Here is a 13692-nt window from a genome sequence, read left to right on the forward strand (position 1 = left end):
TGATCGGTCTTTCCGGGAATATAATGGAGACTGACTACTGTTTAAGAGATGATTCATTATGCATAACATATTCGACCAACGCCACCTGGCCGAGGCCCGCTTCTTCGCCATTGCGCTAACCTTTTGCGGCGGCTTCACCGATGCCTTCACTTATATTCAGTTCAACCATACCCTGGCAGCTGCTCAGACTGGGAACATCGTCTTTTTAAGTGCCGCCCTGGCCAGCCATAATTTCTTCGGCGTGTTTGACCGGCTGGCCTCCCTGATCGCCTACATTGTCGGCCTGGCCATTGTCAGCATCTTCCACGCTCACATCGACCACTACTGGCAGGTCTTCTGCCTGATCCCCATCCTGATCATTGGGATGATCGTCGGGGGACTGCCTGCCAGCTTTCCAACCTACATCAGTGTCCCGGCACTATCGTTTGGTCTGGCCATGCAGAATGCCGCTTTTGCCAAGATTGAGGGGTTTGGCTACAGCAACGTCTTCACCAGCGGCAACATCAAGAAATCGGTCGTGGCCTGGAGCGAGTACTGCTTCCACCACGACCAAAGCCAGCGCCAGGCTGCCATCGATTACAGCCTGATCGTCGTCAGTTTTACCCTGTGGGCGATCGTTTCCGCCCAGCTCCAGCCCCTCATGAGAATGCGGACCATCTGAATCGCGGGCCTGGTGATTCTCATCGTCAATGTCACCTACTACATTCAGAAGTGGTCGCGTGAAGGCCAAAATTAAAAAGCCAAGCTAGGCATTTCCCTAGTTTGGCTTTTATTTTTAGTCCCGATTGCTCATTCCGAAGATCTGCAGGAATGAGATGAAGAGGTTGACGAAGTCAAGGTAGAGCTGTAAGGCCCCCACGATTGCCAGCCCCGTCATGGTGTTTTGATCACTGTAGTTCATGTAAATCTGCTTCATCTTCTGGGCATCCCAAGCCGTCAGAACAACAAAGATAATGACCGCAATGAAGGAGAAGATGTAGGTGATTGCCGGACTGTGTAAGAACATGTTAATGATCCAGGCGATCATCAGGGCCACCAGGGCCGCCATGGCGTGGGCACCGAACCGGCTCAAATCGCGCTTCGTTACCGTCCCGTAGATGGCCATCGTGGCAAAGACCGCAGCGGATGAAACAAAGGCCGCCGCAATATCAGTACCAGTGTAGACCCCGGCAATCAGGGCAAATTCAACCCCGTAGATGATCGAGATCAGCATCAGCATGACGAACCCACCAGCTGGATTCCGGGTCGCACTAAAGCTGACCCCCATTGAAAGCGCGATTGGCAGCAAAAGAACAATCCAGACCATTGCCGGGTGGGCCCCAAAGAAGCTCATCACCTGAACACGAAAGACCGTCATTGTCAGGTAGGCGCTCAGGGCGGATACCAGGACAGCCAGGGTCATGTTCCCGTACATCCGGGTCAAAAACCGGTTCACGCCCGCCGAATCGGTGACGATCCGGCGGCCGGAATCACCAGAAAAGTTATCCATCAGATAATCCCTCTTTCTTATTTAATTATGAAAAAATAAACACTTTTAAAATAACATAAAAATGGTAGCTATCACTACCATTTTCATTCAGCAATCCTACTTATTAAGAATTTCTTTATACTTATCTTCGTACTTCTCGATGTCACCGGCACCCATGAAGATCAGAACGGCATTGTGGTACTGGGCCAGCTTGTCCATCGTGTCCATGTCGATACCTTCACTACCCGGAATCTTAGCCTCAAGGTCGGCACTGGAGATGTTCCCCTTGTTTTCCCGGATGGAACCAAAGATTGGGGTAACGTAAACCTTGTCGGCCCGGCTGAGGGAGCTGGCAAAGCCGTCGATGTAAGCTGACAGTCGTGAGTAAGTGTGTGGCTGGAAGACCGCCACAATCTGCTTGTCAGGGTACTTCTGCCGGGCAGCGTCAATTGTGGCCTTGATTTCACTTGGGTGGTGAGCATAGTCGTCGATCATCTTATCATCGGCGACGTCCGTCTCGCTGAAACGCCGCTTAACCCCGGTGAAATTAGCCAGTTCTTTCTTGATGTCCGCCATGTCAACGTGTTCCATGTAGGCTACTGCCAATACCGCCAGACTGTTCAAGACACTGTGTTCACCATAGAGGTGGATGGTGAAGGTGCCCAGCTTCTGGTCACGGAAGTAGGCATCGTAGGTTGACCCGGCTGGGGTCCGTTGGATATTTTCCGCCCGGAAGTCGTCGTTTTCGCCAGTTCCGTAATAGTAAATCGGCACATCAACGTTGAGCTTGTGGAGGTTTTCGTCGTCCCCCCAGGCAAAGATGGCCTTCTTGACCTGGCGACCATACGTTTCAAAGGATTGGCGAACATCGTCAATGTCCTTAAAGTAGTCCGGGTGGTCAAAGTCGATGTTGGTCATGATGGCGTAGTCTGGGTGGTAAGCCAGGAAGTGGTCGCGGTATTCGTCGGCCTCAAAGACGAAGAAACGGTCCTTGGCGTTCCCTTTGCCGACCCCGTCACCAATCAGGTAGCTGGTTGGTTCCACGGCATCCAAGACGTGGGCCAAAAGTGCCGTCGTACTCGTCTTACCGTGAGCCCCGGCAATTCCGATGCTGGTGTGGTTGGCCACCTCATTTTCAACTGCCTCTGGGTAAGACATGATCTTCAAGCCGAGCTCGTGGGCCCGCTTAATTTCAGGATGGTCATCGTCAAAGGCGTTCCCCTGGATGATCATCATCCCCGGCTTGATGTTGTCCGGGTCAAAGGGGAGAATCTTAATGCCCGCTTTCAGCAGCGGCCCCTGGGTAAAAGTTTCCTTTTCGATATCGGAACCCAGCACCATGTTCCCCTTGTCATGCAGGATCCGGGCCAGTGATGCCATCCCGGTTCCCTTGATTCCAACAAAATAGTATGTTTGCTTTTCCATCAATCCAGTTTCCTTTCAGCTTTCATGCAGTTATTTAAAAGTCATTGAGGGACCAGTTTGTCTGGTCCCTCAATAAATAATATAGCATTCTAGTATTTTGGCAATAGCTTTCACAAAGAATTAACTATTTTGCCGGGAAGAAGGTGTTAGCCTTAGCAAAATCAACCGCTTCCCCAACTGCTTGCCAGTCATCGGGAATGATCCACAGGCCCTTCTTGTCAGGAGCGTTCTTCAACCGCAGTTCACGGAAGCCGCACAGCATTCCGTCACTTTCAACCCCCATCAGGGCCCCGGGCCAGATAATCTTGCCGTCTGGCATCATGGCACCAGGCCGGGCAACGACAACCTTGATCCCTTCCTTGACGTTTGGTGAGCCGCAGGCGATCTGGACGGTCTGGTCATCACCGATCCGAGTCTGGGTAATCTTCAGGTGGTCGGACTTCGGGTGGTCTTCGAGCTTCTCAACATAGCCGACAACAAATTTCGGTGTCAGGTCGGCTGTCAGCTTTTGATCAAAGCCCGCCGCCGTCAGTTTTTGGTTCAATTTGGTCACCTGGTCCTCACTCAAGAAGACCTGACCGTTCTCATCCTTTAATTCCGGCAGGATGGAGCTGGCTGCTAAAAAGTTGTAGCCCAGCAGCTGACCCTTGTCATTGGTAATTTGGGCAATGTCATCATTAACCTTGGTCGTCTGGTCGCCGCCGTCGTCGGGTGCCGTGATGACAACCAGGATATCACCCATTTCGTTTGGGTTGTAACTTGAAATTAACATCAAATGTTCCTTTCCAATTTGAATTTGAAACCATCCAATTGCGGATGATCCTGTACTGTCATTTTATTTTACTTCAAATTGCGCAAAAAATCTTCCACTTGTTGCTTGGTTTTCCGGTCCTTGCTGACAAAACGACCGATTTCCTTGCCATCCTGGTAGGCAACAAAGCTCGGGATCCCAAAGATATTAAGATCCGCGGCCAGGTCAATATTCTCATCGCGGTCGACCTGGTAGAAGTGGTAATTGCTGAAATCCTGCTCAATGGCGGGCATGGCCGGCTTGATCGCCTGGCAGTCCGGACACCAGCCGGCGGTAAAGAAGAGGACGTAACGGCCGTCCCCTACCTTCTTCAGCAATTCATCCTCGCGCATTACCGGTAACTTTTCCATTTATCTCAACTCCCGTCTCGTTTTTTTCATTATATCATCCCGAATTGTTCTTACAAAAAATAAGCACTAACACCGGCAATTTGTTTTTCGGCGCGCCGATATGGTAAAATAAGTGTGTCGTCTTAAATTACCCAATCTCCAAATAACTCAAGAAAGAAGTAATTTAATTATATGAACGATTCTAACAATACAGCTAACCCCTGGATAGTGCCGCTTACACTTGGTGCTTCCGGGCTTGCCGGTTTTATTGCGGGCAAGCTCTTCGGCAATCGGCCAATATCAGCGCGGCGGATCTTGCGGATGGTCCGCAACGATTTTGCCTGTGAAGGTCAGATTGCCGGAAGCTGGATCGACCACCGTCCGGTACCGTTCCAACGCTTTGCCGTTAAGACGAGTGCCTACCAGGGTGGCTTGACCCGCCGCGAAGATGATGAGCTGGTCAACTATGAGTTTAAGGCCGATGCCTACACTGGTAGTTTGCTGGAGCTCAAACGAATTGAAGATTAATTTGCTAACCAAAGAATGGCTGATGAGGATGCATTTCCTCGTCAGCCATTTTGTTTTTATTCAAAATGCGCAGTCAACTTGTAGATCGGCTGCCCCTTAGCCGCAAACTTCTGCTCGTACTCGGTTTCGACATTGTGCTCGTTTTCCTCGCTATTGTGCAGGTCGAGCCAGACGCCATCAAAGTGCATCCCGTAGTTGTTCATGCTCTGCAGGGAAAACTCAAAGAAGCCCATGTTATCGGTCTTCAATTCGATGGCGCCCTGGTCCTTCAGGATATCCTGGTAGTTGGCCAGGAAGGTCTTGTAGGTCAGCCGCCGCTTGGCATGCCGTTTCTTCGGCCACGGATCGGAGAAGTTCAGGTACATCCGGTCGATTTCGCGGGGTTCGAAGAAGGTGTCGAGGTCTTCCCCGTCCCCACAGATCAGCTGCAGGTTGGGCAGCGGCTCCTCGCTCAAGGCCTTCTTCAAAGCAATTGCGGCAACCGTCCGCTGAATCTCCAGTCCGATGAAGTTGCATTCCGGATGGGCCTTGGCCATGCCAATGATGAACTGCCCCTTTCCCATGCCGACTTCCAGGTGGATTGGCTGCTGCTTTTCAAAACGCTGCTGCCACTTGCCCTTCCATTCAGCCGCATTCGTAACCATCATTTCTGGATGGGCCGCAATCAGCGGATCGGCCCACTTCTTATGTTTAACACGCATAACTTAATTTTCCTCACTTAATTTCTTGATTCGTACCCGGAAATACAGCCGGGTTAACAATAATACTTCAACAATCGCCAGCACAAGGTTGAGGCCAAATTGCCACCAGTTCAGCCCCATCCCCAGGCTCGCCAGGACAATCAGCAGGGCCACGAGGGTCGTCACCTTAACCAAAAGGCTCTGGAAGTCCGCCCGCCGCTCTTTAAAGCTTACCGGATAAAGGTGGGTGAAGACATTCCCATCGAACTGGTCAAACAACGGCATCAGCTGGGTGGCGATCAGGTAGATGAACAACACTGCCAGGGCAGAATTGAGCCAGGCGATCGGCACTAAGAAGACCACCACCATCGCCAGTAGGGTCAGCCGAATGACGATTCCACTGATATCGGTGTTCCGGATCAGGCCGCGAACGTACAGGTAGGACCAGGGGTGGCCGGATACCGTCAGCAGGCGAATCAAGCCATTCGCCCAGGTCCGGCGTTTGACATTCCCCTGGACCTTAGGCACATCGGTGAAGAGGTTGAAGAAACGGTAGACACTGTACATCCGGTCATCCTCCGTCTTCACCGCTGCCCGCCAATCGATAATCAGCTTGGCCGGACTGAATAAGTAGCTGGTAAATGCCAGGACAACAAGGGCCAGAACCACCCCCGCAACTGGTGCCCCAAGCCAGGTGACCAGGGCAACGACCAGCGGAATCCCCCATTGGGCCAGCCGCAGCCACCGCCGATAGCGAACCCACTGCTGGCTGATCATCCCCTGGGCCAGTTGAAGCCAGCTGGCCTTGACCATGACCGCCGTCAGGAAGACCGCCATGATTCCGACGGTTGTCATTTTCTCCGTCATCAGTGCAAACGGCAACGCAACGAAGGCCGCTGCCAATGTCATCAGTTCACCCAAGATAAGACTGTACCGGCCGGCCTGACGCAGGTAATGCTGCATATGACTGACCTGGGGCAAGAGGAAGACCGGATCCGGCCGCTCCACTAAGGTTGCCAGGCGGCCGAGCTGGGCCAGAACGGTGAACCAGATCACCAGCAGCCACCGACTCCACCAGAGGTGCGGCCCGAGCTGGGGAAGCCACTGGGAATACCCATACGCCAGGGCACCGAACAGGAAGAAGAGGGCGATGACAAAGTGGTCATTAAACACCAGCCGCCAATACTTTAGCAGGAGCATGAAGTGACGCTGGCGGCGCTTACTAAACAGATTATTCATGCTGACCATCCCTTGCTAAATGGAGATAAATCTCGTCCAACGACTCGTCTGGCCGGTCGCCCAGCTTGCGCAGCTCATCCAGGGTCCCGCGCGCCCGGACCTTCCCGTCGGCTAGCAGGACAAAGCGGTCACAGTAACGCTGGGCAGTATCCAGGACGTGGGTCGACATCAGGACTGCCGCCCCGGCCTCCTTCTTCTTTTCGATGAGGTCCAGCAGATCATGCACCGCCAGCGGGTCCAAACCATAGAATGGCTCGTCGACGATCAGCAGCTTGGCGTCCGTCATGAAGGCACAGCAGATCATTACCTTCTGCTTCATCCCCTTGGAGAAGTTGGCCGGGAACCAGTCGAGCTTGTTATCAAGGCGGAAGGTCTTAAGCAGCTGGTGAGCCCGCGTCCAGGCCTGGTTATGATCTAGTCCGTACGCGTCCATCGTCAGTTCCAAGTGTTCACGCAGCGTTAATTCGTCATAGAGAATCGGGGTCTCTGGAACATAGGCGATCTGACGTTTATATTTCTCCGGTTCCTCCTGGATATTGAGCCCATTCAGGATAATCGTGCCAGAGAAGGGGCGCAGAATGCCAATCACATGGTTGATTGTCGTTGACTTGCCTGCCCCGTTCAGCCCAATCAGGCCGACTAATTCGCCGGATTGGACATCAAGGCTGACGTCCTTTAACACGGGGAGCTGTGAATAGCCCCCGACAAGGTTTTTAATCTCAAGTGCCATTTAGCGCACTCCCTTCATTTCTAATCTCTTTAGCATTTTATTATAGCATACCAGATTAGGCCTTCCGCAGTGAAGAAAGACACATTTTAAGTTATACTAGAGGGTAATAAACGATCAAAGGAGGGGGTACATCATGACTGATTGTATCTTTTGTAAAATTGTTGCTGGCGAGATCCCGAGTTACACCGTCTACGAAGACGATGTCGTTAAGGCATTTCTCGACATCTCCCAGGGGACACCGGGCCACACCTTAGTGGTTCCAAAGAAACACGTTCCCGACCTCTTTGCCTACGATGAAGACCTGGCTGCTGCCGTCTTCTCCCGGATCCCAAAGATTGCCCGGGCCGTTAAGAACTCTAACCCGGCCATCAAGGGGATGAACGTGATCAACAACAACGGTAAGGTCGCCTACCAATCCGTCTTCCACTCCCACATTCACCTGATCCCGCGTTACAGCAATGACGATGACTTCAAGATGATCTTCAAGGACAACTCCGGCAAGTACAACGATGAGAAGTACCGGAAGATCCAGCAAGCCATCAAGGACCAACTGGAAGATGAGCAATAATGCTGAATGAAATTCAAGGCATGATTGTCGAAATCCAAAAGATCCGGAATCAATTTGGCCAGTTGCAGGAAAACCTCCAGCAGCTGCAGGAAGCGTTGACCGGTGTGAACCGTTTTCTTGATGATGTCAATAAGGATGTCGCTAAGTGGCAGTTCAAAAGCCAGCCCCGTCTGGCCCGGATGCAGAAGATCGCTGATCGGCTAAACGAAAACAAGTAAACAGCAAAATCCCCCAGTGTTGGCCGTAAAACCAACTTTGGGGGATTTTACTAACTTAAGTCTTACTCATTAGTTGCTAGCGCTTGATGACGTGGTTGGGTTGGTATTGCCCAGGTTACCGTTAGTCGTGCTGTTGGAGTTCAAGTAGTCATCGAGGATGTTCTTCTCGTCGTTATCCTTGATGGAGACGTTCCCCTTCTTCAAGACGTTAGCAACAACCTTGTGCAGGAAGGTACTGTTGTTCATGTTCTCCTGAACAATCTGGTTCCGCAAGTCACTGATGTGCTGACTCTTCTTACCCTTAGCCGGGTGTTCGATCATGTAGATGACCTGGTAGCCATCATCGGTCTTGACCGGAGTCTTCGTGTACTCACCAGTCTTCAGCTTGAAGGCCGCTTTCTTGTAGGCAGAGTCAAGCTGGGTGTCAGTGTTATCAAAGGCTGGGACCTTACCGCCCTGGTTTTTGTTGGAGCTGTCAGTCGACTTGGACTTGGCCAGCTTCTTGAAGGTCTTGTAGGCATTGTCGGAGTCATTCAGCTGACTGATGATATCCTCAGCTTCGGACTTACTACCAACCAGGATTTCAGCCGTCTGAACCTTTGGCTGGTACTTAGTCCACTGCTTGTTAATCTGCTTATTAGTAATGTGGGAGTAGTCACGAACGGCCGCTTGCAGCAACAGGTTAGACCGAATTTGCTGCTTCAGCGTCTTTTCCGTCAGACCGTTTTGCTGCAAGATCGCGCTGAACTGTGAGCCATATTGTGACTTGTAGCTGTTGTACTCAGCATTAACCTGCTTGTCGGAAACTTGCTTGCCGTATTCCTTCTGCAGGACCTTATCCAGGATCATCTGCTGGAGGACCTGCTTACCATTGCTGGTAGCCTTCATGCTACTGTAGTATTCACTTTCGGTAATCTTACCACCGCTGGTCGTTGCCACGGCCTTGTTACCACAGGCAGCAAGGGGCATCATCAGGGCAACTCCCGCAACAATTGCTAATAATTTCTTGGATTTCAAAAAAACACATCCCTTAAATGATTTGATTCGAAAATGTCACTCAATCCAATATACCACACTTCCCCAATCGATCCAGTCTCGATAAGGAAATGTTTACCGCTTCTTCATAATTTATTCAAAGAGCCAGGCAACGGTGCTCTGCCGCCTGCCTGGCTCTAATCGATCATTACTTGTTTTCTGTATTCTTTGGCATAATCTCACTGTAGAGGTTCTGCAGTGGATCCGTGATGGTCTTGTTGATCTGTTGCAGCATTTGGTCAACTTGACGCTCTTGGTTCATCAGGTCTTGAACGGCCTTCTTGCTGCTGATTTCTTGGGCAATCGTTTGAATAGCCTTGATCTCATCATCGCTTGGCTTTTGCCCTTGCATCTGCTTCTTTTGGGCGTCAACCTGCATTTGTTGGAATTTCTTGAATGAATCAAATGCTTCGCTATCCGCCTTCAGAGCATCAAAGGCCTTCTTCAGGTTTTGGAATTCTTGCGTTTCAGTCAGCTGCCGGCTCATTTCGTTAGCCGTGTCGTAAATATTTACAACCATAAATGATAATCCCCTTTTTATTGAATCTTTGTAAATTGTATCATGTTTGCCTTAGTAATCAAAATAGCGATTTCACTCCGCTCCACCATTGACTGGCCTTATTACCGAAGTTATTGACCGACTGGTTAAATTGATTGAGCAGGTCGCCATCGTTATCAAACAGCGACTTCCAACCGCCGCCCGACTTGCTGGTGTTGCTCTGGGCGCGTTCCTGGGCATCCTTAACCGTAAACTTGGTTCCTGGCGTATTGTCGAGGATTCCGGTCATTTCATTCTTGAACAGGACGTTGATGTTCCGATCGCTAATGTCGGTCAGGGCGTGATCGGCACTGGTGTTGTCGTACCCTTCCCAGGTAGCAACAACAACATCAGGGGTGTAGCCGATCATCCATTTATCACGGTCACTATCCTCATCACCCTTGATCCCGGAATTCGTCGTCCCGGTCTTACCGGCCAGTGTGTAGCCAGCGGGTTTAGCACTCTCACCAGTCCCGTGGTCGTATACCCCGATCATCATACTGGTCATCTCCCGAGCCGTCTTAGCCGAGATGACGTGTTTGGTCTTGTTCCCCTTATTCTGGGCGATCACCCGTCCGGAGGCATCCTCAATCTTAGTGATATAGTGGGCACTCGGCATCTGCCCCTCATTATCGAAGGTCGCGTATGCACGCGCCATCTGTTGGACGGAGACCCCCTTGGTCATCCCACCGAGGGCCAGTGCCAAGTTTTTATCCCCCTTCTCGACTGGCAGGTCAAACTTCTGGGCCATCGCGTAACCCTGGTTGACCCCAATCTTGTTAAGCAGCCAGACTGCCGGAGCGTTCAAGCTCTCATACAGGGCCTTGTACATCGGCACGGTTCCGCTGTAGGTATCATCGTAGTTCTTCGGCGTGTAGCGATTGGTTCCGTAGGACTGCTTCTTATCCTGCAGGGTAGAATCGTAGAAGTAGCCATGCTCCAGTGCCGGGGTGTAAACCACAATCGGTTTGATCGTCGACCCTGGCTGCCGCCGCATCTGGGTAGCGCGGTTGAAGCCCCGGAAAACGTGCTTCCCTCGGCCACCGACAATCGCCGTGACCCCACCGGTCTTCGGATCCATTGCTACGGAAGCCGATTGCACCTTGGCCCCGTCAGCAGTGTTGACCGGGAAGTTGTCATCGTCATCATAGGTCTGCTGCATCGACCGCTGCTGGTCCTGGTCAAGCGTCGTGTAGACCTTGTAACCATTGTTCATGATATCCTTCTCGGAAATTCCGTACTTGCTCTCGGCCTCCGCGATCACCGCGTCGAAGAAGTATGGATACTTATAAGTATCGTTAGGCGCGTAGCCATTGGTAATTGCCAGCGGCACCTGCTTGTACTGGTTAGCCTGGGCCTGGGGCAGCTTATGGTTTTCTACCATTAATTGAATCACCAGGTTCCGCCGTTGCTTGGTGGCAGCCGGGTGCTCGATCGGGTCATAGATTCCCGGCGAGGTCAGCATCCCGGCCAAAGTAGCGGCCTGGGGTACCGTCAGCTCGCTGGCATCCTCATCGAAGTAGCGTTTGGCGGCGTCCTGAACTCCCCAGACCCCATGGCCGAAGTAGGCGTTGTTGAGGTACATCGTCAGGATTTCATTCTTGCTGTATTGGTTTTCCACCTCAACCGCAATAAAGATCTCCCGTGCCTTCCGCGAGAAGGTCTGCTGTTGAGTCAGAAAAGCATTCTTGACCAGTTGCTGGGTAATGGTACTCCCCCCGCCAGAGATATAATCCCGGTGAAGAAGCTTGTTCTTAACTAAGAGGAAGCCCGCCCGGCTAAGGCCCTTGATTGAAAAACCGTGTTCCTTGTAAAAGTCCCGGTCCTCGGTGGAAAGCACCGCATTCGGCACGTTCTTGGAAATCCGGTCCAGATTGACGTAGGTTCCCTTCTGCGCGTACAGACTGCCAGCGGACTGCTTATTACGGTCATAAATCACTGTTGTCCGCTCCAGCCGGTTCTTCAAGTTCTTAACATCGGCCGTCTTGGCAACAAATGTCAGGTGAATACTCATAATCAGAAAAAGACTAAGGCAGACAACGATGATCCAGCGGGTCAGCTGATAACGATACCAGAATCGTTTTACCCACTTCTTGATCCGCCAGCCAACGTGCTTAAGTGCCGTCCAAACACGAGCGCCGGTCTCCTTTAACCACGCCACTACCTGTTCTTTAAAAGGCCTCTTCTGTGGTTCTCGTTTCATTCTCATTTTCTCCCGTTCATTAATTGACTGTCTGTCATTTTAGCATATAACCAGATCCAGGCCACCAATTTCCGTAGCCTTTTATCAAAGCTTACCTTTTTTGTCACAATAACGTTTGTCGGCAAAACCCGAACATTGTTATGAACCATTCCAAAAAGAATTAATTTATGGGTTAATTTTACAGCCCTATTGTGTTAAAATCTGACTATTGGTTATTAAATTGCCTTTTAATATGTATCAAATGGGAGAGAAGAATTTTCATGAATAACGATATTGAACGGGTACTCTACAGCCAGGAGGAAATCAACCACCGCGCCGATGAGCTGGCCGCTGCGATTACTGAAGAATACCACGACCAGAATCCGCTGGTCATTTCAGTTCTCACTGGTGCCATGATCTTCACCAGCGATATGCTAAAGCGGTTAAACTTCAAGCTCAACGTTGACCTGGTCGACGTCTCCAGCTACGACGGGACCGATTCTACCGGTCAGATCAAGCTCGATCTCGATCTCAAATCCGATGTCAAGGGCCGTTCCGTTATCATTATGGAAGATATCATCGATACCGGCCGAACCCTGAAGTACCTGGTCCAACTGCTGAAGGACCGGGGCGCCAAGAGCGTCGCCGTCTGCGCCCTTCTTGACAAGCCGGGCCGGCGCGAGGTCAGCATCGAGGGAGATTACGTCGGTTTTACTACCCCTAATGAATTTCTCGTGGGCTATGGCCTCGACTATAATAACCTCTACCGCAATCTCCCCTACGTGGGTGTTCTGAAGCGGTCGGTTTACGCCAACTAATTTTAATCTTTGATATAACTACATACCCTCACCTAGCATTTGCGGTGGGGGTCTTTTATTCCGATTCAACTAACTTATTATGGAGGTTTTCCACTTGAAACAATGAGTCTTATTAATCAACCTTGGTACCCCGGATGCACCCACAGCTAAGGCGGTCCGACCATACCTGCACCGTTTCCTAGGTGATCCCCGCGTCATCACCATGCCCCAGACCCTCTGGCTACCTATCCTCAATCTGATGATCCTACCCAAACGGCCGGCAGCATCGGCGGCTAAATATCAGCAGATCTGGTCTAAAAAGCATGGTTCACCGCTCGCCTATTACACTGAAAGGCAAGCCGCCCAGCTGCAGGAGCAATTACCGGATTACACGGTGACCTACGCATACTCCTACAGCAAGCCGTTCATTGCGGAGGCCCTGACACGGATGGAGAAAGCTGGCGTGCAGAAGCTGACGATCATCCCCCTCTACCCCCAGTACTCGACAACCACCATCGGTTCGGTCATGGACGGCATCAACCACTTTTACTACCGGCGGGCACGGGTTCCCGAGCTGCGGATCACCAGCGGCTTTGCCCACCGTAATGACTACCTAGATCTGCTTGCACGTAATATCCAGGCCGAGCTGGACAAAGTCAAGTATGACCTAGTTCTGATGTCCTTTCACGGCATCCCAGTCAGTTATGTCCAAAATGGCGACCCCTACCCGCAACAATGTCAGGCCACCACGGAGGGCATTAAAAAGCGTCTGCAAACCGACGTCCCCGTGCTGCAGACATACCAATCGAAATTTGGCCCAGCTGAATGGCTAAAGCCAGCCACCGCCGATACGGTAAAGGAGCTACCAAAAGAAGGATCAAACAGGTCCTAGTTGTTTCACCAGCATTTGTAGCGGACTGTCTTGAAGCCCTGCACGAGCTTGATATAGAGAACCATGCTTACTTCATGGATAACGGTGGGCAATCCTTCAAGGTTGTCCGTTGTTTCAACGATGATTTGGCATTCACTGAAGTCCTTAAGAATATCGTTCTTGATAAATAATATCCAATCGAGTAGGAGGTAATTGATTATTTCAATTACCGACCTCTCACACCACCGTACGTACGGATCCGTATACGGCGGT

At 51.2% G+C, this 13692-nt stretch carries 15 protein-coding genes and 1 pseudogene; 6 read left to right on the forward strand and 10 right to left on the reverse strand.

The window, feature by feature from the left end; all coding sequences use genetic code 11:
* Positions 1-58: 58 nt before the first annotated feature.
* Positions 59-661 carry a YoaK family protein gene (locus QOS10_RS05030; RefSeq protein WP_283594172.1) on the forward strand — a complete coding sequence of 201 codons (603 nt, stop codon included), beginning with the start codon at positions 59-61 and terminating at the stop codon, positions 659-661.
* A gap of 114 nt (positions 662-775) precedes the next feature.
* Here the strand turns inward: QOS10_RS05030 and QOS10_RS05035 are convergent, their stop codons facing one another.
* The 4 genes from QOS10_RS05035 to QOS10_RS05050 all read right to left on the reverse strand — a co-directional run bounded on the left by QOS10_RS05035 (position 776) and on the right by QOS10_RS05050 (position 4054).
* Entirely contained in the window at positions 776-1489 is a 714-nt protein-coding gene (locus QOS10_RS05035) for a Bax inhibitor-1/YccA family protein (RefSeq protein WP_283594173.1), read from the reverse strand.
* A gap of 96 nt (positions 1490-1585) precedes the next feature.
* Positions 1586-2893, reverse strand: a complete 1308-nt coding sequence (murC, locus tag QOS10_RS05040; RefSeq protein WP_283594174.1) for a UDP-N-acetylmuramate--L-alanine ligase — start codon at positions 2891-2893, stop codon at positions 1586-1588.
* A gap of 124 nt (positions 2894-3017) precedes the next feature.
* Entirely contained in the window at positions 3018-3665 is a 648-nt protein-coding gene (ytpR, locus tag QOS10_RS05045; RefSeq protein WP_283594176.1) for a YtpR family tRNA-binding protein, read from the reverse strand.
* 68 nt (positions 3666-3733) lie between these two features.
* A complete protein-coding gene (locus tag QOS10_RS05050) occupies positions 3734-4054 on the reverse strand; it encodes a thioredoxin family protein (protein ID WP_283594177.1) in 321 nt (106 codons plus the stop codon).
* A gap of 171 nt (positions 4055-4225) precedes the next feature.
* Here QOS10_RS05050 and QOS10_RS05055 point away from each other — a divergent pair, with 171 nt between their 5' ends.
* Positions 4226-4561: a hypothetical protein gene (locus QOS10_RS05055; protein ID WP_283594178.1), complete on the forward strand. Its 336-nt coding sequence runs from the start codon at positions 4226-4228 to the stop codon at positions 4559-4561.
* 56 nt (positions 4562-4617) lie between these two features.
* On the opposite strand, the gene trmB is transcribed toward QOS10_RS05055, so the two are convergent.
* The 3 genes from trmB to QOS10_RS05070 are packed head-to-tail and all read right to left on the reverse strand — an operon-like array spanning position 4618 to position 7210.
* Positions 4618-5262 carry a tRNA (guanosine(46)-N7)-methyltransferase TrmB gene (gene trmB, locus QOS10_RS05060; RefSeq protein WP_283594180.1) on the reverse strand — a complete coding sequence of 215 codons (645 nt, stop codon included), beginning with the start codon at positions 5260-5262 and terminating at the stop codon, positions 4618-4620.
* 3 nt (positions 5263-5265) lie between these two features.
* Positions 5266-6480 carry an ABC transporter permease gene (locus QOS10_RS05065; protein ID WP_283594181.1) on the reverse strand — a complete coding sequence of 405 codons (1215 nt, stop codon included), beginning with the start codon at positions 6478-6480 and terminating at the stop codon, positions 5266-5268.
* A complete protein-coding gene (locus QOS10_RS05070) occupies positions 6473-7210 on the reverse strand; it encodes an ABC transporter ATP-binding protein (protein WP_283594183.1) in 738 nt (245 codons plus the stop codon). The genes QOS10_RS05065 and QOS10_RS05070 overlap by 8 nt, the downstream gene beginning before the upstream one ends.
* 133 nt (positions 7211-7343) lie before the next feature.
* On the opposite strand from QOS10_RS05070, the gene QOS10_RS05075 reads away from it, so the two are divergent.
* A complete protein-coding gene (locus tag QOS10_RS05075; RefSeq protein ID WP_283594184.1) occupies positions 7344-7778 on the forward strand; it encodes an HIT family protein in 435 nt (144 codons plus the stop codon).
* Positions 7778-7996, forward strand: coding sequence for a hypothetical protein (locus QOS10_RS05080; protein ID WP_283594185.1), 219 nt, complete (start codon positions 7778-7780; stop codon positions 7994-7996). Before QOS10_RS05075 ends, QOS10_RS05080 begins: the two co-directional genes overlap by 1 nt.
* 69 nt (positions 7997-8065) lie before the next feature.
* Here the strand turns inward: QOS10_RS05080 and QOS10_RS05085 are convergent, their stop codons facing one another.
* The 3 genes from QOS10_RS05085 to QOS10_RS05095 all read right to left on the reverse strand — a co-directional run bounded on the left by QOS10_RS05085 (position 8066) and on the right by QOS10_RS05095 (position 11772).
* Complete coding sequence (locus QOS10_RS05085; RefSeq protein WP_283594187.1) at positions 8066-9013, reverse strand: peptidylprolyl isomerase; 948 nt, start codon at positions 9011-9013, stop codon at positions 8066-8068.
* 166 nt (positions 9014-9179) lie between these two features.
* Positions 9180-9551: a YlbF family regulator gene (locus tag QOS10_RS05090; RefSeq protein WP_283594188.1), complete on the reverse strand. Its 372-nt coding sequence runs from the start codon at positions 9549-9551 to the stop codon at positions 9180-9182.
* Between the two features lie 58 nt (positions 9552-9609).
* Entirely contained in the window at positions 9610-11772 is a 2163-nt protein-coding gene (locus QOS10_RS05095; protein ID WP_283594189.1) for a PBP1A family penicillin-binding protein, read from the reverse strand.
* Between the two features lie 260 nt (positions 11773-12032).
* On the opposite strand from QOS10_RS05095, the gene hpt reads away from it, so the two are divergent.
* Together hpt and hemH are read left to right on the forward strand one after the other, a co-directional pair.
* Complete coding sequence (gene hpt / locus QOS10_RS05100) at positions 12033-12569, forward strand: hypoxanthine phosphoribosyltransferase (protein ID WP_283594192.1); 537 nt, start codon at positions 12033-12035, stop codon at positions 12567-12569.
* Positions 12570-12735: 166 nt separating this feature from the next.
* A pseudogene (hemH, locus tag QOS10_RS05105) lies at positions 12736-13610 on the forward strand (ferrochelatase).
* Positions 13611-13692: the final 82 nt, after the last annotated feature.

This window comes from Limosilactobacillus galli (genome assembly GCF_947381495.1).
Taxonomy (GTDB): Bacteria; Bacillota; Bacilli; order Lactobacillales; family Lactobacillaceae; genus Limosilactobacillus; species Limosilactobacillus galli.